Genomic DNA, 18,915 nt, shown 5'->3' on the forward strand with positions numbered 1-18,915 from the left:
ATAAATTCTCAAGCTTTATGCTTGGGAATTTTCTTTTTCCAGCACTTTGAGTACATGTAGATCTTTTTCATAGGTCTCTATAATCTTTTTAACATTTTTTACAAAAATAGCATGAAATTTTTTTGTGAATTTTTTTGGGTTTTTTAACTCTTTTGTATTAAAAAAATCATCTGCATAGGGTGTAGTATTCATATAATATATGGTCATTAAATCTCTGAGTTCAAAGATGCACTCGTGATTACACATTGCGCTTACCATTTCTATAAGATTGAGTTTAAACATTAAGCTGTCACTGTGCGGAGCATTTTTAAATGTTTCAAGAAGGGCCAAGTAATCTTTAATCTGTCCAATACGACAGTAAATACCATCTATTTCATTTTGATCAAGTTCTGTTGTAGATAAAGTGTCAAAATATTTTTTCATTTCTTTTCTTAAAAGTATTTTGTTTTGTTTTTGTGGTAACGTTACATCTTTAAGAGGGGTTGGGATTGTCTGATCAAGTTTACATCCATCGGAAAGGTTGTAAATAGTTTGCATGGGTGCTTTGTACTTTCGTGTAAAGTAGTTAATAACAGGGATGGAAAGCATAAACAAAGGAGTAGAATTAACCTTTTCTTTGAAGTTGCCTGTTATTTGCAGGATAGCATCGCCAAGGTGAAAATCTTGATTTTCTTTTGTTTGTATTTTCTTATTTTCGATGGAGCGCGCCTTAAAATGATCAGGCGTATGGGATAACCCATCATCACTAAGTGCCAAGTCTATCCCTAAAAGATAAATTTCCGGTGCATTAAAGATAAGTGCAAATGCATGGATAGAGTCTCCCACGCTAGAAACTGTTAAGGTGCTACGGGAGAGTTTGTATTTTGTTCTATCCTCATGCAGATAAATGTTTTCTTTTTTGAAGTGTTCAAACAGCTCACCAGAAACAGAAGCGCTAAAAAAGAGGAGTGTATCATCCAAAAAGCTTAAATCGCCCAAATTTTTAAGCATTTCATGTGTTGTATATACATTTTCATCAATTTGAACAGCAATATCTGGAGTGACACCGACACGTTTAAGTGTATTGAGTGCTGTAAAAGCAGCGACAATTATAAATCTGTCTTGATTGTCTTTTACCCATTGTGCATTTTTATAAAGAGAGGGTCCTGCTCCTAAAACAAGCCATGCCTTTTCTTGAAATATTGTATCACTTTCTCTTTTACGCAAATCAAGAAATTTATATTCTGCATTGATTCTGTCCAAAACTTTTCTGTTTTTTTCTAAAAGACGATTATGAGAATAAGTTGCTTCTGGTCGGGAGATAAGAATAGCTTGAATCTCTCGAATTTTTGCTTCATATGCAGAGGAAAAAAGATGAAACTTTATGAATTGGTTTTTGAAAAAAGCATTGGTATAAAAACCGTTAAAACATTCTCTAAAGCTACCTGCATTATCAGCAATTGAAAAAAAACTTGTTGTATCCATAAGTGCCTGTTTATAATCAATTGTAAAAAGAGAAAGGCGAAAAAGTTCCAGATTGTCTTCTACTATAAGCACTACTTGAAAATCATATTTTTTGATAGCTTTTGGAATATGTAACCCAAGACCCACTCCTAAAAATATAAACTTGTCAAGTTCTTTCATATGACTGGAGTCGTTAATATTTTTATGATAAAGTTCATATATTTCTGCTGTAGTTGCAAAGTTCGTATAGGCATTTGCATTTTTTATTGTCTCAAAAGAAGCTTTTTCAAAGTTTATTTTTCGTAAACTTCTAAAGCTTTGGTCATTCTTTTTTAAGTTGATATTGTCTACAATTTTTTGTGAGAAGTCCTGAGAATTCGTATTGTATAGCTTTGCACCGCTTGAAAGTTCTACAACATCAAAATAGCCATTTTCATATACAAGATCATATTTGGCAGAGAGTTTTCCGTTATTGAGCAAACTTTCTAAAGCTAGAATTTTATTAGAAACTTTTTCATTATATTCTTTAAAAAACTCAATATTTTTTTGATAATTTTTAATAGCCTGCTCTTCTATATTTTGCATAAATATCCTTTCATAAGTATTGCAAGCATAAAATATACCAAAATTAATGGTATGAAAGTTGCTAATTGATACGTATGGATATTTTAAAACTAATAGGCAGGGAAAAAGCATTATTTGATGATGACATACAAACATACAAAAATGATTTAGACAAAATTGTAAGTGATGCGAAATTTTTGGTGCTTGGCGGAGCAGGAAGTATTGGGAGTGCTGTTGTAAAAGAAATTTTTTCTCGTAATCCAAAAAAGCTGCACGTTGTTGATATTTCGGAAAATAATTTGACTGAATTGGTTCGTGACATTAGAAGCTCATTTGGTTATATAGAAGGAGAATTTGCGACTTACGCACTCGATATCGGTTCAATTGAGTACGATGCTTTTATTGCACAGGATGGAAAATATGACTATGTACTTAATCTTTCAGCACTCAAACATGTACGCAGTGAAAAAGATTCCTTTACTTTAATGCGGATGATTGAAACCAATATTTTCAATACTGACAAAACTTTACAACATTCTATTGAACACGGAGTAAAAAAATACTTCTGTGTTTCAACTGATAAAGCTGCAAATCCTGTCAATATGATGGGGGCGAGCAAGCGAATTATGGAGATGTATGTGCATAGAAAATCACAACAAATCAATGTCTCTATGGCACGTTTTGCCAATGTTGCTTTTAGTGATGGTTCTCTTTTGCACTCTTTTAATATGCGTCTTGAAAAACAGCAACCCCTTGTAGCGCCGGATGATATAAAACGCTACTTTGTCACACCGAAAGAGAGTGGTGAGTTATGCCTGATGAGTGCTGTCTTTGGGGAGAACCGTGATATTTTCTTCCCAAAACTCTCAGAATCGCTACACCTTGTTTCTTTTGCAGATATTGCTGTAAAATACTTATATGTAAAGGGATATGAGCCTTACATCTGCAAAAGTGAAGAGGAAGCAAGAACTCTGGCAAAAATACTTCCAGAAGAGGGAAAATGGCCTTGCCTTTTTACAAAAAGTGATACCACAGGTGAGAAAGATTTTGAAGAGTTTTTTACTGAAAATGAAGTGTTGGATGTAGAGAGGTATGAAAATATTGGCATCATCAAAAACAAGCTTGATTTTGATGAGAATGCACTCAATGCATTCAGCCAAAAGATTGAAGATTTTAAAAAAAATCTGCAATGGAGTAAAGAGGAGATAGTTGCAGAGTTTTTTAAACTTCTCCCAAACTTTGAGTATGAAGATAAGCAGAAATATTTAGACGGAAAAATGTGATGCAAAAAATTGTAAACTTTATTCAGAACCTCTACAATACAACAGATTTCATCCCCCTGCATGAACCACGATTTCGAGGGAATGAAAAAAAATATCTAAATGAATGTATCGACTCTACTTTTGTCTCATCTGTCGGAAAGTTTGTTAATAGATTTGAAGAGGAGTTTGCCTCTTATGTGGGAAGCAAATACGCCATAGCTACAGTCAATGGCACAAGTGCTTTACATGTAAGTCTCCTTCTTGCTGATGTCAAAGCGGGAGATGAAGTGATCACCCAGGCCCTCACTTTTGTCGCTACATGTAATGCCATAAAATATTGCCAAGCAGAGCCTGTTTTTGTAGATGTTGGGCTTGATACCTTGGGGATGAGCCCTGATGCTTTGGAGTCATTTTTAAAGAAGAACTGCGAAGTTCAAAATGGTGTCTGCCTCAATACTGCTACAAACAAAACTATCAAAGCTGTCGTACCGATGCACACCTTTGGGCATCCTTGCAAAATTGATACAATCGCAGAGATTTGTAAGGCGTGGCACCTTACACTCATAGAAGATGCTGCGGAGTCTTTGGGGAGTTTTTACAAAGGTAGACACACAGGAACTTTTGGAAAAAGTGCTGTGTTTAGTTTCAATGGCAACAAAATCATTACAAGTGGCGGAGGCGGTGTCATCATCACCGATGATGAAGAACTTGCAAAAAGAGCTAAACATCTCACAACCACAGCAAAACTCCCTCACCCTTATGAATACGAACACAACACCATCGCCTATAACTACCGTCTGCCAAACCTTAATGCAGCCCTTTTAGTTGCACAGATGGAACAACTTGAAACATTTTTACAAAATAAACGGTTTTTAAGTCAAGAATATATGCAGTTTTTTAAGCAGTTTGACGATATAGATTTTATTAAAGAACCAAAAGATGCAAAAAGTAACTACTGGCTCAATGCCATAATATTAAAAGATAAAAAGCAAAGGGATACATATCTTAAGTATCTCAATGAAAATGGTGTGATGAGCCGGCCGATTTGGAGATTGATGAGTGAATTAGAGATGTTTCAAAATTGTCAAAATGATGGACTTCAAAACTCAAAATTTTTGAGTGAACGCATTATCAATATACCAAGTAGTGTGCTATGAAAAAAGAGATAATTTTACTCGGTGGTGGTGGGCATTGTAAGTCTGTTATCGATGTTATTGAGGCTGAAGGTCATTTTAAAATTGCAGGTATTATTGAGAAGTATGTAGGTGAGTCCAAGAGTGTTTTAGGGTATAAGCTTATCGGTACAGATGACGAATTAGAGAAGTTGCGCGAGCAATATGAATACGCTTTTGTCACTGTTGGACACATCAAGTCAAACACCGTACGCATCAAACTTTTTGAAAAACTCAAAAATTTAGGCTTTACCATTCCCATTATTATCTCCCCTTTTGCCTATGTATCCAAACACGCAAAAATAGAAGCTGGTACTGTTGTGATGCACCATACACTTATCAACGCGGGGGTGCGTGTGGGTGAAAATTGCATCATCAATTCCAAAGCACTTCTTGAGCATGACTGTACCATAGAAAATCATGTACATGTAAGTACAAATGCACTTCTTAATGGTGATGTACATGTAAAAGAACATAGTTTTATAGGGAGTGGCGCTGTTGTGAAACAGGGTTATAGAGTAGAGGGATTTGTCAAAATGGGGAGTGTTGTGAAATGAATGTTTTTATCATCGCAGAAGCGGGAGTCAATCACAACGGTTCTTTGGAGTTGGCAAAAAAACTCATCGATGTAGCGAGCAGTGCCGGTGCTGATGCTATAAAATTTCAAACTTTTAAGGCAGAAAAGCTTGTCAGCCGTGATGCAAAAAAAGCACAGTATCAACAAGAAAATATGCAAGAGACAGATGACTCTCAGTACAATATGCTTAAAAAACTTGAACTCGATGTAGACGCACACCATCAACTCATTAATTATGCAAAAAGTAAAAATATTATGTTTCTCTCCACCCCTTTTGATAATGAAAGCATAGAGATGCTTAATGATTTGGGATTGAAAATATTTAAAATACCAAGCGGAGAGATTACAAATCTACCATATTTACGCCAGATTGGCAAACTCTCAAAAGAGGTAATTCTCTCTAGCGGTATGGCAAGTATGCGAGAAATAGAGGATGCTTTAAATGTTTTAACAAAAGCAGGTACACCAAAGCAAAAGATTACGGTACTACATGCAAATACAATGTATCCAACCCCAATGGAGGATGTAAATTTAAGAGCAATGCCAATAATTGGTAAAAGGTTTGATGTGGCATATGGCTATAGTGACCATACACTTGGAATTGAGGTGGATATTGCCGCTGTAGCAATGGGAGCGAGTGTAATAGAAAAGCACTTTACCCTTGATAAGAGTATGGAGGGACCTGACCATAAAGCTTCGTTGGAGCCAAATGAACTCAAAGCCATGGTCACAGCTATAAGAAATATTGAAACAGCACTTGGAAGCAGTGAAAAAAAACCAAGCAAAAGTGAAATACCAAACATAGAGGTTGCAAGAAAATCCATCGTAGCAGCAAGAGATATTAAAAAAGGAGAGATATTCAGCGAAAGAAATCTCACAACAAAACGCCCTGCCAAAGGAATAAGCCCTATGAAGTGGGATACAGTCATTGGAACTGTTGCACAAAAAGATTATGCAAAAGATGAGATGATATGAAACGAAAAATAGCTGTAGTCACTGCAACTCGTGCAGAATATGGACTCTTGAAACCACTGCTTAAAGAGATCGAGAATGATGATACTCTGCAACTACAGCTTATAGTAACTGGTACACATTTAGAGGAAAACTTTGGTAACACCTACAAAGAGATAGAGCAAGAATTTGATATTGATGCAAAGATTTCAATGGATTTATCTTGTGAGAGCGGGGAGTGTCTATCTTTGGCAATGGCACAACTACAAAAAGATATAACAGAAGTTTTGGTACAACTTTGCCCTGATATAATGGTTATTTTGGGAGATCGTTATGAGATGCTGAGTGTTGCTACTGCTTGTTTAATGTTGCATATTCCTCTAGCACATATTCATGGTGGAGAGCTTACACAAGGGGCAATTGATGATGCCATCCGCCATGCCATTACCAAACTCTCACATCTACACTTTACATCAACAGAGGTATACGCCAAAAGAGTTATACAAATGGGAGAAGAGCCAAGAAGAGTGTTTAATGTTGGTAGTTTAGGGGTACAAAGCATAAAGACTTTGCAGCTTTTAAATAAACAAGAGTTTGAAAAAAGTATTGGCTTCAAACTTGGCAAAAAAAATCTACTTGTAACCTATCATCCTCAAACACTCTCAGAGAAAATTCCAAAAGAGCAATTTAGTACACTTTTAGAAGCTTTAGAGAGTTTAAAAGAGACAAAAATCATCTTTACCAAAGCAAATGCTGATGAGGGCGGACAGATCATTAATGCAATGATAGATGCGTATGTAAAGAGTCATAAAAACAGCATTGTTTTTGCATCTCTTGGACAGCTTCGTTATTTTTCTGCCTTGGAGTTTGTTGATGGGGTGGTTGGCAATAGTTCAAGTGGAATTTTAGAGGTTCCAAGTTTTAAAATTCCAACACTCAATATTGGAGAGAGACAAGAGGGGCGGATTCAGGCAAAGAGTATTATAACTGTAGATATAGAGGCTAATGCCATTAGACAAGGTCTTGAGAAGATTTATGATCCCTCTTTTTTAGAGAGTCTCAAAAGAGTTAAGAACCCTTATGAGGGCAAAGAACCGAGTAAAAAGATAAAAGAGTGCCTAAAAACAGTAGAACTTGAACATATTTTAGAGAAAAAATTTTATGATGTAGGAGGTATGTTATGAGTACATATAAAGAGATTTTGTTACATAAAAATTCAACTATCCAAGAAGCACTCAAAGTGATAGACAAAGGTGCTATGCGTATTGCCATAGTACTTGGGGAAAATGAAAAAGTTGTAGGAACGCTTACTGATGGAGATATCCGCCGTGGGCTTTTAAATGGACTCTCTTTGGACTCTAGTATTGAAAATCTTTACTTTAAGGAACCAACGCTTGCAAATATAAATGATTCCAAAGAACTTATTATCCAAAAAGCGATTCGTAAGCAGATTTATCAGATTCCTATTGTTGATGATGAAGGAAAACTTGTCAAGATTGAAGATTTGGCAAAACTGCTCAAAACAAATGCGAAAAAAAATAGAGTTGTTTTAATGGCAGGAGGACTTGGAACAAGACTGAGACCACTCACGCAGGATGTACCCAAGCCCCTCTTAAAAGTTGGAAACAAGCCTATTTTAGAGACAATTATAGAAAACTTTGCAAAATACGGTTTTGTTAACATTACCATCAGTGTCAATTACAAAGCAGATATGATTAAAAAGTATTTTGGCGATGGAAGTACACTTGGTGTCAATATTGATTATATTCAAGAGGATAAACGATTAGGTACAGCTGGAGCACTTTCGCTGATAAAAGAACGTCCGCAAGAGCCTTTTTTTGTTATGAATGCAGATTTGCTGACCAATGTAAACTTTGAGCATCTTTTGGACTATCACTCGTTTGAGAATTCTGTGGGTACGATGTGTGTGAGAGAGTATGACTATCAGGTGCCTTACGGGGTGATACAGACTGAGGGAAGCAAAATAATATCTATAGAGGAAAAGCCTGTGCACAAGTTTTTTGTCAATGCCGGTATTTATGTTCTTTCTCCTCAGGTCTTTGAATATATTCCAAAAAATGAGTTTTATGATATGCCGACACTTTTTGAAGATATTATAAAAAATGAACTCAAAACTATATCCTTTCCTATTCATGAGTATTGGCTTGATATTGGACGGATGAGTGATTTTGAACAGGCTCAAAATGAGTACAGTGAGATATTCTAATGTTATATGATAAAACTTTTTTAGCCATAATTCCTGCAAGAGGCGGTTCCAAGAGGTTACCTCGTAAAAACGTTCTGGATTTGGCAGGTAAACCATTAATTTCGTGGAGTATAGAAGCTGCCAAACAAAGCAAATATATTGACGAAGTTGTTGTTTCAAGTGATGATGATGAGGTTCTTAATATTGCGAAAGAACAAAATGCTTCAATCATGAAACGCCCTGTAAAACTCGCTACTGATACAGCTACAACTTTTGAGGTTGTTGAACATCTGATAAAAAATTTTGAAAAACAATATACATATATTATTTTGTTGCAACCAACAAGCCCTTTGAGAAAAAGTGAAGATATTGACAAAGCAATAGAGTTCTTGCATACTAAAAATGCAGATGCAGTTATAAGTGTATGTGAAATGGAACACTCACCACTTTGGTCTAATACTCTGCCAAAAGATAAAAGTATGGCGACTTTTTTACATAAAGAAATTTTGAATAAAAGAAGTCAGGATTTAGAAACATATTATAGGCTAAACGGCTCAATTTATATTATAAAAGTCGCGAAACTTTTAGAAAAAAAAAGTTTTTTTTTAAAAGATAATATTTATGCTTATGTGATGGATCAAAAAAAATCAATTGATATTGACACGAAATTAGATCTTGAAATAGCCAATTATTTACTTTCTAAGTCAATATAATAGCTATAGATTATATGGTTTATAATACTGTGCATATCTTCCACAATGCCATATGCTCCTTTCTTTGTTGCTACATGGAAGTTGATGTCTGAGAGTTTTTTTAATTTTCCGCCATCAAAACCTGTGAGCCCAATAATTTTGGCATCTTTTTTTTTCGCATATTTTACTGCTTTGATGATGTTTTTGGAGTTTCCACTGCATGAAATGCTAATAAGGACATCTCCTTTTGTAATTCTGTCTTTAAGTTGCATATAGAAAATATTTTTATACCCTATATCGTTGGCAAGTGCACTGCAAACAGAACTGTTGTCACTAAGACTTTCAACATGTAAACTTTTAATATTTCTTCTTTTGAGTCCTACTCCTAAATCATTTACCATATGTGAAGCTGTGGCAGCACTTCCCCCATTCCCAATAATATATATTGTTCCCTTTGTTTTATCAAGTAAAGTGACAATTTTTTCAATTGCTTCTAAGTCACTACTTTGAAGTACAGATATAAGATGCTTAATATATTTTTTAGCAAATTTTTTCATTGTAAATATCCTTATAAGTAATTATTCGATAATCTTATCTAAATTAATTTGAAAATAAGGGTTAATAAGTGTTTGAAGATACATATTTTTTGGATTTCGAAGAAGCAATACGCATTGCTTCACAACAAAACAGACAAAATTTGTCTGTACTACAAGCATGTTATTATGCAGGTGAAAAAATTGAGACAGACTTTGAGAATCTAATTCATCTTCCTTTTGAGAGTTTTGTAGATACTTTATCTAAGGGAGTTCATCGACTTCCTACTAAAATTGATTTTACCAATTTAGATATTTCTGATGAGGTAAAAGAGGAGATTGAAGATAGTTTTCAGTCTCTATTAACACAAACAAACAGTATAAGAAAAATACTAAATGAAGAATATGTAAAAGCACTTAAAAACAGAAAATTAAATTTTAACGAACCTTGGCGCTTTTATCTAACAGCGCATAGTAATTCACAAGTATTACAATATGTAGCAAAAGCAATTGCTGAAACCTTGGAAAGTATGGGTTACAGTGTATTTTTTGACTTGCGAAATGGTACCGAAGATATGAGTTGTTCGAAAAATATTTTTTTGTTTAATCCTCATGTAACAATTAACTTAAATGCTATGAATACATGGCAGATAGCTGATGATGTATTTAATTTTGTATGGTTTCAAGATCCTATGCCATTTTTAATGGATGGAAAACAAGTACAAATACGCAAGAAAGATTTTGTTTTCTCTTTACTTCCTATATTTGATGAGATGTTAAAAAGAAAAGGAATACCTTTTGAAAGACAGGGATTTTGCATTAATGAGAAAATTTACAAAAATAATCCAGAGATAAAGAGAGAGAAAAAAATAGTTTTTATAGGAAGTTCATATTTAAAAAGTATTCCATATAAAGAAAATATAAAATTAGCAGTAAAAGAGCTTGAAAAAATATTTTTAGAGGGTGATAGTTTTACTGATGAACTAACTGCTTTAATATCTGAAAAATATGAATTAAATGTGAATTTTGTGAGTACTAGACTGATTCCTTATATCGTAAGAGATATTGGACTGTTGAAATTATGTAAAATTAACAGTGATTATAAAATAGAAATATATGGACATGGATGGGATGTATACGAAGAACTAAAACCCTATTATAAAGGTTCACTCAAATATGGGAAAGAGATAGCAAATGTATATAACAGTGCTACTTTTGCTTTTGCTCCACATCAGCAATATACTTTGCAACAAAGAACTTTTGAAGCTTCTGCTTGTGGGGCTATCCCTATAGTATATGATTGCCGAGAAATATCTGATGAGGACTCTTATGAAGAGGCCTTGTGTTACTATAAAACAACACAAGATTTAGAAAAAATACTTACTGCCGATATACCAGAGAAAGATTTTAGTCGATTATTGCAGAGTCATACTTATAAATCTTTTGCTAAAAAAATCTTAAAAATTATAGAAGATAATAAATAAATGGCAGATAAATATGCAATAGATTCCCATAAAATGAGTTTACATCCTGTCCGGGTTGCAAGATGGCTTGAAGCAGATGATAACTGGGAGAGACTCAAAAAAATCTACCCTGTGTATGTGGAAGTGTCACCGTATGGCGGATGCAATCACCGGTGTACATTTTGCGCGCTTGATTATATGGGCTATGAAAATATCGGTATAGATTTTGAAGTTTTAAAAAACAGCATGAGTGATATGGCAGCCCATGGTGTGAAAAGTGTGATGTTTGCAGGAGAAGGCGAGCCTCTGCTGTTTAAAGATTTAGACCTTATAGTAGAGCACTGCTCACAAGTGGGTATTGATACCTCCATAACAACAAACTTTGTTCCGCTCAATAAAAAAAACATTGAGCGTTGCATTGAGAACTGTTCCTGGATAAAAGTGAGCCTCAATGCGGGAACGGCTCAAAGCTACGCCGCAATTCATCAAACAAAAGAGCTTGATTTTGAGCGGGTCATGAACAATTTAGCGTATGCTTTGGAGTACAGAAGACAAAACAAGCTTACATGTACGCTTGGCGTACAGATGCTTCTGCTTCCCGAAAACAGAGATGAAGCGGTGATTTTAGCTCAAAAAGTCAAAGAGCTCGGGGCTGACTATTTGGTGATAAAACCCTATTCGCAACATAATTTCAGTGAGACAGACAGATACAAAGACATAGACTACTCTCAAATGCTCGATGTTGAAGAGGAACTAAAAAGCTTTAATGATGAGAATTTTCATATAGTTTTTCGTGCAAATACGATGAAAAAATATGTGAAAAAAGAGCATTCCTACTCTACCTGCCACGCGACTCCGTTTTTTTGGGGATACATTGCCGCTGACGGAAAAGTTTTCGGCTGCAGTGCTTACCTTGGGGATGAGCGCTTTTGTTACGGCAATATTTATGACAACAGCTTTAGTGAAATTTGGGAAAGTGACAAACGCAGAGAATCGTACAACTTTGTGCAAAAGGAGTTGGATATTAAAAATTGCAGAGTCAACTGCAGAATGGATGAGGTCAATCGCTATCTGGACAGGTTGAAAAATCCAGAGGCGCATGATAATTTTATATAAGGGATGATATGAAAGCAGTAGTAACGGGTGGAGCCGGGTTTATCGGCTCGCATATGGTTGATTTGTTGGTCAAAGAGGGTTTCCATGTAACGGTGTTGGACAATCTGGCAAACGGACGGCTTGAGAATATTGCACATCACAAGGGGAAGATAGAATTTTTCCAAGTTGATATTGGCGATTATGAAACTGAATTGGAAAGCTATTTTGAAGATGCGGATTATGTGTTTCATTATGCAGCTTTGGCGGATATCGTCCCATCAATTAACAACCCTGTGAAATACCACAGAGCCAATGTAGACGGCACAATCAATGTGCTTGAAGCGGCGAAAAAGAGCAAAAATCTTAAAAAGTTTGTCTATGCCGCATCAAGTTCCTGCTATGGTATTCCCGATGTCTATCCGACACCCGAAGATACTCCCATAAAACCGGAATACCCGTATGCCCACACAAAAACAGTAGCCGAACAGTATGTCATGCACTGGGGGCAGTTATATAATATGCCCGTAGTGTCGATGAGGTTCTTTAATGTCTATGGAGTGCGTCATAGAACAGGAGGGACATACGGTGCTGTATTTGGGGTGTTCTTGGCACAATTGTTAAATAACAAACCACTGACAATAGTGGGTGACGGAGAGCAGACAAGAGATTTTACCTATGTGAGTGATATAGTCGATGCATGTTTCATGGCAGCAAAAAGCCCTATAAGTCAAGAGATTTTTAATGTAGGCAGTGACAATACTTACAGCATTAATTACCTTGCCGAGCTTTTAGGCGGAGAAAAACACTACATTCCAAAAAGACCGGGAGAACCTGAGAGCACTTATGCGGACATTTCAAAAATAAAAACTATGCTAGGCTGGAAACCAAAAATAAGCTTTGAAGAGGGCGTGAAAATAATGCTTGAAAATATAGATTCTTGGCGGGAAGCTCCGCTTTGGGATGAAAAAAGCATTCAAGAAGCGACTAAAGAGTGGTTCTTGTATCTGGGGGAGAAATAATTTTGTTAGATGCAAAAGAGATAAGAAAAAAAACAATAGAACTCTCCTGTAAAACAGGAGCAGGCCACTTGGCACCCTCACTGAGTACCGTCGAAATGCTGAGTGTCCTTTTTCGCGATTTTTTGCACTATAACAAAAAAAATGCTCAGGATGAAAGCCGTGACAGGCTCATATTTTCCAAAGGGCATGGTGCCTATGCGTACTATGTGATCTTAAACGAGCTTGGTTTTTTGCCAAAAGAAGAACTGGATAATTTTTATAAGGGAGCATCCATTAAAGGATGTTTGACACAAAATTTGGACTATATGATAGAAGCCTCTACCGGCTCACTCGGACACGGTCTGCCTATAGCCGTTGGGATGGCGCAGGCTTTTAAAATGCAAAACAAAACAAACAAGGTTGTCTGTATCGTCGGAGACGGAGAGATGCAGGAGGGAAGCAATTTTGAAGCCTTGGCGCTTGCATACAGATTTCAACTTGACAATCTTCTTTTGATTGTCGATGCAAACGAACTGCAGGCGATGGACAGAGTGGCAGATGTGGGGCTTGATAATGAGAGACTGGCAAAAGTCTTGCACAGTTATACGGATAATTTCTCAAAAATAGACGGGCATAATGAAAACAGTTTACATGTAAGCTTGAAGAACTTTTTTCATACAAAAAATGACAACTTCTCCATTGTGTTTTGTGATACGCTCAAGGGCAAGGGCGTAGCGCTTTGTGAAAATTCTATAGCCCATCATTTTCGATGCCCGACGCAAGACGGCTATGTTTTGGGGTGTGATGATGAGTAAACTGGTCGGCAAAAAAGAAGTTATGGCAGAAATATATAGTTATTTTAAAAATGATGAAAAGATGGTCCTGCTGGTCGGCGATATGGGATTTGCCGTGTTGGATGATTTTTTTGACAATCATAAAGAGCGAACTTTTAATACAGGTATATGCGAGCAGGCAACCATGAGCATGAGTGCGGGAATGTATTTGGCAGGATTGAAGCCGCTTGTTTATTCTCAGGTGCCTTTTTTGGTAATGCGTGCGTATGAGCAGATTCGTTATGATTTAAATGAACACAAAATGAATGTTAAACTTATCGGTGTAGGTGCCGATAATTATTTTTCTAGTTTGGGCAGAAGTCATTGTATGGATGATGATGACATAGCCATGATGAAAATATTTAAAAATTTTAAAATATTTGCACCGACACAAGAGACGCTGCAAGAAGATATAAAAAATATGTTTGCCTATGACGGACCTACATATTTACGATGCTTATAAATGGAGAATAAATGTCAGAATTAATACTAGATGGATCTAAAATACTATGGCATCAAGAGCGCTTGGAGCAATGGAAAAGAGGGGAAAGAATTGTCCCTATCACCATTGATATGGCACTGACACAGGCTTGTCAGTATAACTGTGTCTTTTGTTATGCAAATATGCAAAGAAACAAACCGCACAAGATTACTTTCGAAATTATGAAAAACTTTTTGGATGACTGTGCCGAGGTGGGAGTCAAAGCCATCAGTCTCGTGAGTGACGGGGAAAGTACGGCAAACCCTATATATGAAGATGTCATCGTTTATGGCAAAAAAGTCGGTTTGGATATGGCTATAGCCACACACGGAAATACACTCACAGAAGAAGTACTTAGAAAAATTTTGCCGGCTTTGACATATTTGCGCTTTAACTTCAGTGCGGGAACACCACAACGTTACAGCGAGATAATGGGTGTTCCGGTTGAGAAGTATTATGAAACCTGCGAAAACATCAAAATGGCAATGAAGATAAAAAAAGAGATAAATCTTGATGTGACTATCGGGATGCAGATGGTCTTGATGCCGCAGGATGCGGATGAGATTATTCCTCTTGCAAAACTCGGAAAAGAGTTGCGACCTGATTATCTTGTTATTAAACATTGCAGTGACGATGAAGAGGGAACCCTGGGGGTTGATTATGACAAATATGATGACCTGGTTGACCTTTTAAAAGAAGCAGAGAGTTACAGTGACGAGGAATATCTCGTCAAAGCTAAGTGGTCCAAAATTCTTTCCAAGGGCAAAAGGAACTACAGCAGATGCCACGGTACGCCTTTTCACCTGCAAATGTCCGGAACAGGTCTGATAGCCCCCTGCGGGAGCTTTTTCAATGAAAAATACAAGCAGTACCATATAGCTAATATAACAGAACCGGGAGTGCGTTTTAAAGATATACTCAAAAGTGAGAGATACTGGGAAGTGATGGATTTTTTGGCATCGGACAAGTTTGATGCCTGCTCGATGTGCGAAACATTATGTTTGCAGGATAAGACAAATGAAGTGCTTGATGCCTATAAAAAAGGACAACATGCGCTGACACGTCCAAGCGGCGATTTGCCGCAGCATCTCAATTTTATTTAGTATGGCTATGAAAAAAGTATTTGTATCGGGTGATTTCAATGTACTGCACCCCGGGCATTTGAGATTGTTGAAATTTGCCAAAGAGAGCGGGGATTACCTTGTTGTCGGTGTCAACAGTGATAAAATCAGCCAAAAAGGTATTTCTCAAGATATCAGACTGGAGTCCATCAATGCTACGAGCTATGTGGATGAAGCGTTTATTCTGGATGTTCCGGCACTTGAGTACATTAAGCAAAACAGACCTGAGATTGTTGTCAAGGGAAAAGAGTTCGCAAATAAATCAAATGCGGAACTGGAGGTTATCAGTGCTTATGGCGGCAAACTTCTTTTTAGCTCCGGAGAGATAGGTTTTTCTTCTATAGATTTATTAAAGCAGGAATTCGCTGCACTCAATTATAAAGTAGAACATAACAGTTCGTATTTGCAACGCCACTCTTTTGATATGGCGCATTTAAATGCCATTATAGAAAAATTTTCACAACTTAATGTTTTGGTCATAGGTGATTCCATTGTAGATGAGTACATTATTTGTGAGCCTTTGGGGATGAGTCAGGAGGACCCGACTATCGTCGTAACGCCTCTTGTAAGCGATAAATTCATAGGAGGCGCCGCCATCGTTGCCAGTCATGCAAAAACGCTCGGTGCAAACGTAAAGTTTGTTTCTGTTGTCGGAGATGATAAAAATTTTAACTATTTGGACGAGGGGCTTAAAAAACTCGATATTGACGCGAAATTATATAAAGACACGACAAGACCCACTACTCTCAAACAAAGATTTCGTGCCAATACAAAAACACTGCTGCGTGTCAATCATCTCAAGCAGCACAGTATTGCAACAGATATAGAGGAAAAAATTCTTCAAGACGTCAAAGAAAATATAGAGTGTACGGATTTGATTATTTTTTCAGATTTCAGTTACGGTGTACTGAGTAAAAAGATTATTGATACCATTACAACAATGGGGCGTGAGGCAGGTATATTAATGGCCGCTGATTCTCAAAGCTCTTCACAGGTCGGGGATATTTCAAAATTTAACAATATGACGCTGGTCACGCCTACTGAGCGAGAAATCAGACTCTCTTTAAATGATTTTGAATCGGGTTTGGTGGTGCTTTCGGACAAACTGGTAAAAAAAGCACAGGCAAAATATGTTTTTACAACACTCGGAGCAGAGGGTATTTTAATATATAACAATTGGGAAGATGATTTATTGACAGATAACATAAACGCTTTGGGAAATGCAGTCCGTGATGTCAGCGGAGCAGGAGATTCTCTGCTTACATGTAGCGCGATGGCACTGGCTGTGGGTGCAAATATCTGGCAGAGTGCCTATTTGGGTTCTTTGGCCTCTGCGATTCAGGTAAGCCGGGTCGGCAATATTCCCATTCAAAAAGATGAACTTTTACAGGAACTGGAATAAATGAAGGCCTTGTTGCTTGCAGGCGGACTGGGTACACGGCTGCGTCCCGTTACGGATTTTATTCCAAAGTGTCTGGTGCCTGTTCACGGGAAGCCTTTGCTGGATTACTGGCTTGAGAATTTGAGTGCAGCAGGAGTTGATGAGTTTTTGATAAATACATCCTATCTTGCCGAACAGGTGTTGGCATGGAAGGAGAAGAGTTCTTTTTGTGAACAAATAACGCTTGTACATGAAGAGCAACTGCTTAATACAGGAGGAACACTGCTGCAAAATCAAAATTTTTTTGATGAGGAGGCATTCTTCTTGATTCATGCCGACAACTTGTCATTTTGTGATTTTCAGGCATTTGTCAACGCACACAAAACGCGTCCGAAAATCTGTGAGATCACAATGATGACATTTAAGACAGATACACCGTCATCTTGTGGAATAGTTGAATTGGATGAAAAAGAAATAGTACAGCATTTTTTTGAAAAAGTAGAAAACCCGCCTTCAAATTTGGCAAACGGTGCTGTCTATATCTGTGAGCCGACGCTGTTTCCTTTTCTGAAAAGTTTGCATAAAAAAAATATAGATTTTAGTCTGGATGTTTTACCTCATTTTATGGGAAAGATATACACTTATGAAAACAGAGTGTATCACAGGGATATTGGAACTGTAGAAAGTTATGCCTTGGCACAGATAGAATATCTGTACGTATAAGTGCAAGATGGCTAGTTGTTACTGTTAAGTTGCGCTGAGATGATTTGCTGCAGTGATGAAAACTGGGAGTTGAGTCTGCTGATTATTCCGTCGTATGCAGTGAATCTTTTGGTCATAATTTCATATCTTGTATCAAGAGAAGCCTGGGCTTTTTCTTTTGCATCGGCTAAATTTTTGGCATCTTTTGTCAGTCCACTGTCAAAATTTGAGAGAAGCCCGCCATACCCGGTATATTGTTTTACTTTATCATCGAGATTTGTAAAGAAACCTGTTACGGTATTGCCGTTGCTGTCCGTTCCTCCTGCAAAAAAAGTTTTAACACTTGCGGAATCAGTTTGCAGTTTTGACTCCAAAACACTACTGTCAAAACTCATTACTCCGTATCTGTCTATATCAATTCCGTAGTCCATAAGAGACCCTGAACTAAAACGGCTTGTTACAGTACCTGCGATATCTCTTTTTAGCCCGTTAACAAAGCTGTCTCCCTGGAAGATTCCCCGCTTTCCCTGCTCTTTGTCAAAAATGGTCATATCGTTAAGGTTGGTCATTAAGGTATTATAGTTGTCAACAAACATTTGCATTTCATCAACAATTTTTTGAGTATCTTGATTGATGGTAACATTGGAAATGTCCCCCTCCGTTTTGAGCGTAATAGTTACACCTAAAATCAAGTCACTTATTTCATTGGTTGAGCGTGTTGCTGTGATTCCGTTGAATTTAAAAACAGCATCTGTAGCGTTTTGTATTTTCTGGTAGCCGTCTGTTACAGTCGTGTCAAAAAGAGCCGCATCAAGTGAACCTGTTCCATTGGTTCCGTCATCTGTGTCAGTTATCGTGATAGCTTGATTTGCGCCAGTTAGTTTAGAGGAGAGTACAAGACTGAATGCTCCGGAGCTTGTCTCTAAAATGGAGGCATCTATCTGGGTTCCTGCAATATCTGTTATGGATTGTGTCAGGCTTTCAAGTGTTGTTGTCGCATCATAGTTAATGTTATAGGTCGTGCCGTTGATATCAAGGTTCAAAACGCCGGCTGCAGAAGCGATGGGCGTAGTTTTACTGTTTAGTGCACCGAGTTTTGTAATATCTTTTTTGGCTAATGTAACTGTTTCGAGAGTAAAAGAGTCAACATTGGCTCCGGCATCAACCGTAACTTCGGCAGCTCCGCTTACATCAACTGTTTTATTGTCAAAAAGAGTATCGTTACTAAGGGCAAAAGTACTTCCCTTAAAGCTATTCATATATGAAGAGAGGAGGTCATATGATTGCTGTTTTTGATTGTTTGTTTCAATTTTTCTGTCAATAGGGTCAATTATTTTTGCCGTGTCGGCTGCTTTGAGTTGGTCGATAACATCTGCTGTTAAAACACCTGAACCTATACCGAGTGAACTGATGTTTCCTGCCATAATAAATTCCTTCTTTC

The 18,915-nt window shown here is 37.0% G+C and carries 18 protein-coding genes; 15 read left to right on the top strand and 3 right to left on the bottom strand.

What is annotated here, in order from left to right; all coding sequences use genetic code 11:
• Window positions 1–15: 15 nt before the first annotated feature.
• Window positions 16–2,028, bottom strand: a complete 2,013-nt coding sequence (locus MNY28_RS05395) for a 6-hydroxymethylpterin diphosphokinase MptE-like protein (protein ID WP_188109995.1) — start codon at window positions 2,026–2,028, stop codon at window positions 16–18.
• Between the two features lie 74 nt (window positions 2,029–2,102).
• Between MNY28_RS05395 and MNY28_RS05400 the strand changes: the two genes are divergently transcribed.
• From MNY28_RS05400 to MNY28_RS05430, 7 genes are read left to right on the top strand one after another with little or no spacing between them, the layout of a single operon-like run.
• The gene (locus MNY28_RS05400) at window positions 2,103–3,290 is read left to right on the top strand and encodes a UDP-N-acetylglucosamine 4,6-dehydratase (RefSeq protein ID WP_151901329.1); all 1,188 of its coding nucleotides are present in this window, start codon (window positions 2,103–2,105) and stop codon (window positions 3,288–3,290) included.
• Window positions 3,290–4,426 (top strand): LegC family aminotransferase, encoded by a 1,137-nt coding sequence (locus tag MNY28_RS05405; protein ID WP_346389142.1) that lies wholly within the window; start codon window positions 3,290–3,292, stop codon window positions 4,424–4,426. The genes MNY28_RS05400 and MNY28_RS05405 overlap by 1 nt, the downstream gene beginning before the upstream one ends.
• Window positions 4,423–4,998, top strand: a complete 576-nt coding sequence (locus tag MNY28_RS05410) for an acetyltransferase (RefSeq protein WP_346389143.1) — start codon at window positions 4,423–4,425, stop codon at window positions 4,996–4,998. The genes MNY28_RS05405 and MNY28_RS05410 overlap by 4 nt, the downstream gene beginning before the upstream one ends.
• Entirely contained in the window at window positions 4,995–5,993 is a 999-nt protein-coding gene (gene neuB / locus MNY28_RS05415; RefSeq protein ID WP_346389144.1) for an N-acetylneuraminate synthase, read from the top strand. The genes MNY28_RS05410 and neuB overlap by 4 nt, the downstream gene beginning before the upstream one ends.
• Window positions 5,990–7,153 (top strand): UDP-N-acetylglucosamine 2-epimerase, encoded by a 1,164-nt coding sequence (gene neuC / locus MNY28_RS05420; RefSeq protein ID WP_346389145.1) that lies wholly within the window; start codon window positions 5,990–5,992, stop codon window positions 7,151–7,153. The genes neuB and neuC overlap by 4 nt, the downstream gene beginning before the upstream one ends.
• Window positions 7,150–8,196: a nucleotidyltransferase family protein gene (locus MNY28_RS05425; protein WP_346389146.1), complete on the top strand. Its 1,047-nt coding sequence runs from the start codon at window positions 7,150–7,152 to the stop codon at window positions 8,194–8,196. The genes neuC and MNY28_RS05425 overlap by 4 nt, the downstream gene beginning before the upstream one ends.
• Window positions 8,196–8,888, top strand: coding sequence for an acylneuraminate cytidylyltransferase family protein (locus MNY28_RS05430; protein ID WP_346389147.1), 693 nt, complete (start codon window positions 8,196–8,198; stop codon window positions 8,886–8,888). Before MNY28_RS05425 ends, MNY28_RS05430 begins: the two co-directional genes overlap by 1 nt.
• On the opposite strand, the gene MNY28_RS05435 is transcribed toward MNY28_RS05430, so the two are convergent.
• Window positions 8,864–9,424 carry an SIS domain-containing protein gene (locus MNY28_RS05435; protein WP_346389148.1) on the bottom strand — a complete coding sequence of 187 codons (561 nt, stop codon included), beginning with the start codon at window positions 9,422–9,424 and terminating at the stop codon, window positions 8,864–8,866. The two genes, MNY28_RS05430 and MNY28_RS05435, sit on opposite strands and share 25 nt — an antisense overlap.
• A 68-nt stretch (window positions 9,425–9,492) precedes the next feature.
• Between MNY28_RS05435 and MNY28_RS05440 the strand changes: the two genes are divergently transcribed.
• From MNY28_RS05440 to MNY28_RS05475, 8 genes are read left to right on the top strand one after another with little or no spacing between them, the layout of a single operon-like run.
• On the top strand, window positions 9,493–10,884 hold the full coding sequence (locus MNY28_RS05440; protein ID WP_346389149.1) for a glycosyltransferase: 1,392 nt from the start codon (window positions 9,493–9,495) through the stop codon (window positions 10,882–10,884).
• Window positions 10,885–11,979 (top strand): radical SAM protein, encoded by a 1,095-nt coding sequence (locus tag MNY28_RS05445; RefSeq protein ID WP_346389150.1) that lies wholly within the window; start codon window positions 10,885–10,887, stop codon window positions 11,977–11,979.
• 8 nt (window positions 11,980–11,987) lie between these two features.
• Window positions 11,988–12,977, top strand: a complete 990-nt coding sequence (locus MNY28_RS05450) for an SDR family oxidoreductase (RefSeq protein WP_346389151.1) — start codon at window positions 11,988–11,990, stop codon at window positions 12,975–12,977.
• Between the two features lie 2 nt (window positions 12,978–12,979).
• Window positions 12,980–13,771 carry a transketolase gene (locus MNY28_RS05455; RefSeq protein ID WP_346389152.1) on the top strand — a complete coding sequence of 264 codons (792 nt, stop codon included), beginning with the start codon at window positions 12,980–12,982 and terminating at the stop codon, window positions 13,769–13,771.
• Window positions 13,764–14,252, top strand: a complete 489-nt coding sequence (locus MNY28_RS05460; protein ID WP_346389153.1) for a transketolase — start codon at window positions 13,764–13,766, stop codon at window positions 14,250–14,252. The genes MNY28_RS05455 and MNY28_RS05460 overlap by 8 nt, the downstream gene beginning before the upstream one ends.
• A gap of 11 nt (window positions 14,253–14,263) precedes the next feature.
• On the top strand, window positions 14,264–15,373 hold the full coding sequence (locus MNY28_RS05465; RefSeq protein WP_346389154.1) for a radical SAM protein: 1,110 nt from the start codon (window positions 14,264–14,266) through the stop codon (window positions 15,371–15,373).
• A gap of 7 nt (window positions 15,374–15,380) precedes the next feature.
• Window positions 15,381–16,793, top strand: coding sequence for a PfkB family carbohydrate kinase (locus MNY28_RS05470; RefSeq protein WP_346389155.1), 1,413 nt, complete (start codon window positions 15,381–15,383; stop codon window positions 16,791–16,793).
• Window positions 16,794–17,495, top strand: a complete 702-nt coding sequence (locus tag MNY28_RS05475; RefSeq protein WP_346389156.1) for a nucleotidyltransferase family protein — start codon at window positions 16,794–16,796, stop codon at window positions 17,493–17,495.
• Window positions 17,496–17,506: 11 nt separating this feature from the next.
• Here the strand turns inward: MNY28_RS05475 and fliD are convergent, their stop codons facing one another.
• Window positions 17,507–18,898, bottom strand: a complete 1,392-nt coding sequence (gene fliD / locus MNY28_RS05480) for a flagellar filament capping protein FliD (protein WP_151901309.1) — start codon at window positions 18,896–18,898, stop codon at window positions 17,507–17,509.
• Window positions 18,899–18,915 lie beyond the last annotated feature (17 nt).

Source organism: Sulfurimonas sp. NWX367, from assembly GCF_039667065.1.
Classification (GTDB): Bacteria; Campylobacterota; Campylobacteria; order Campylobacterales; family Sulfurimonadaceae; genus Sulfurimonas; species Sulfurimonas hydrogeniphila.

Excerpts from the sequence above, each read along its gene's own strand:
- MNY28_RS05395 (WP_188109995.1), bottom strand. The coding sequence starts at position 2,028 with ATGCAAAATATAGAAGAGCAGGCTATTAAAAATTATCAAAAAAATATT.
- MNY28_RS05400 (WP_151901329.1), top strand. The coding sequence starts at position 2,103 with ATGGATATTTTAAAACTAATAGGCAGGGAAAAAGCATTATTTGATGAT.
- MNY28_RS05405 (WP_346389142.1), top strand. The coding sequence starts at position 3,290 with ATGCAAAAAATTGTAAACTTTATTCAGAACCTCTACAATACAACAGAT.
- MNY28_RS05410 (WP_346389143.1), top strand. The coding sequence starts at position 4,423 with ATGAAAAAAGAGATAATTTTACTCGGTGGTGGTGGGCATTGTAAGTCT.
- neuB (WP_346389144.1), top strand. The coding sequence starts at position 4,995 with ATGAATGTTTTTATCATCGCAGAAGCGGGAGTCAATCACAACGGTTCT.
- neuC (WP_346389145.1), top strand. The coding sequence starts at position 5,990 with ATGAAACGAAAAATAGCTGTAGTCACTGCAACTCGTGCAGAATATGGA.
- MNY28_RS05425 (WP_346389146.1), top strand. The coding sequence starts at position 7,150 with ATGAGTACATATAAAGAGATTTTGTTACATAAAAATTCAACTATCCAA.
- MNY28_RS05430 (WP_346389147.1), top strand. The coding sequence starts at position 8,196 with ATGTTATATGATAAAACTTTTTTAGCCATAATTCCTGCAAGAGGCGGT.
- MNY28_RS05435 (WP_346389148.1), bottom strand. The coding sequence starts at position 9,424 with ATGAAAAAATTTGCTAAAAAATATATTAAGCATCTTATATCTGTACTT.
- MNY28_RS05445 (WP_346389150.1), top strand. The coding sequence starts at position 10,885 with ATGGCAGATAAATATGCAATAGATTCCCATAAAATGAGTTTACATCCT.
- MNY28_RS05450 (WP_346389151.1), top strand. The coding sequence starts at position 11,988 with ATGAAAGCAGTAGTAACGGGTGGAGCCGGGTTTATCGGCTCGCATATG.
- MNY28_RS05460 (WP_346389153.1), top strand. The coding sequence starts at position 13,764 with ATGAGTAAACTGGTCGGCAAAAAAGAAGTTATGGCAGAAATATATAGT.
- MNY28_RS05465 (WP_346389154.1), top strand. The coding sequence starts at position 14,264 with ATGTCAGAATTAATACTAGATGGATCTAAAATACTATGGCATCAAGAG.
- MNY28_RS05470 (WP_346389155.1), top strand. The coding sequence starts at position 15,381 with ATGAAAAAAGTATTTGTATCGGGTGATTTCAATGTACTGCACCCCGGG.
- MNY28_RS05475 (WP_346389156.1), top strand. The coding sequence starts at position 16,794 with ATGAAGGCCTTGTTGCTTGCAGGCGGACTGGGTACACGGCTGCGTCCC.
- fliD (WP_151901309.1), bottom strand. The coding sequence starts at position 18,898 with ATGGCAGGAAACATCAGTTCACTCGGTATAGGTTCAGGTGTTTTAACA.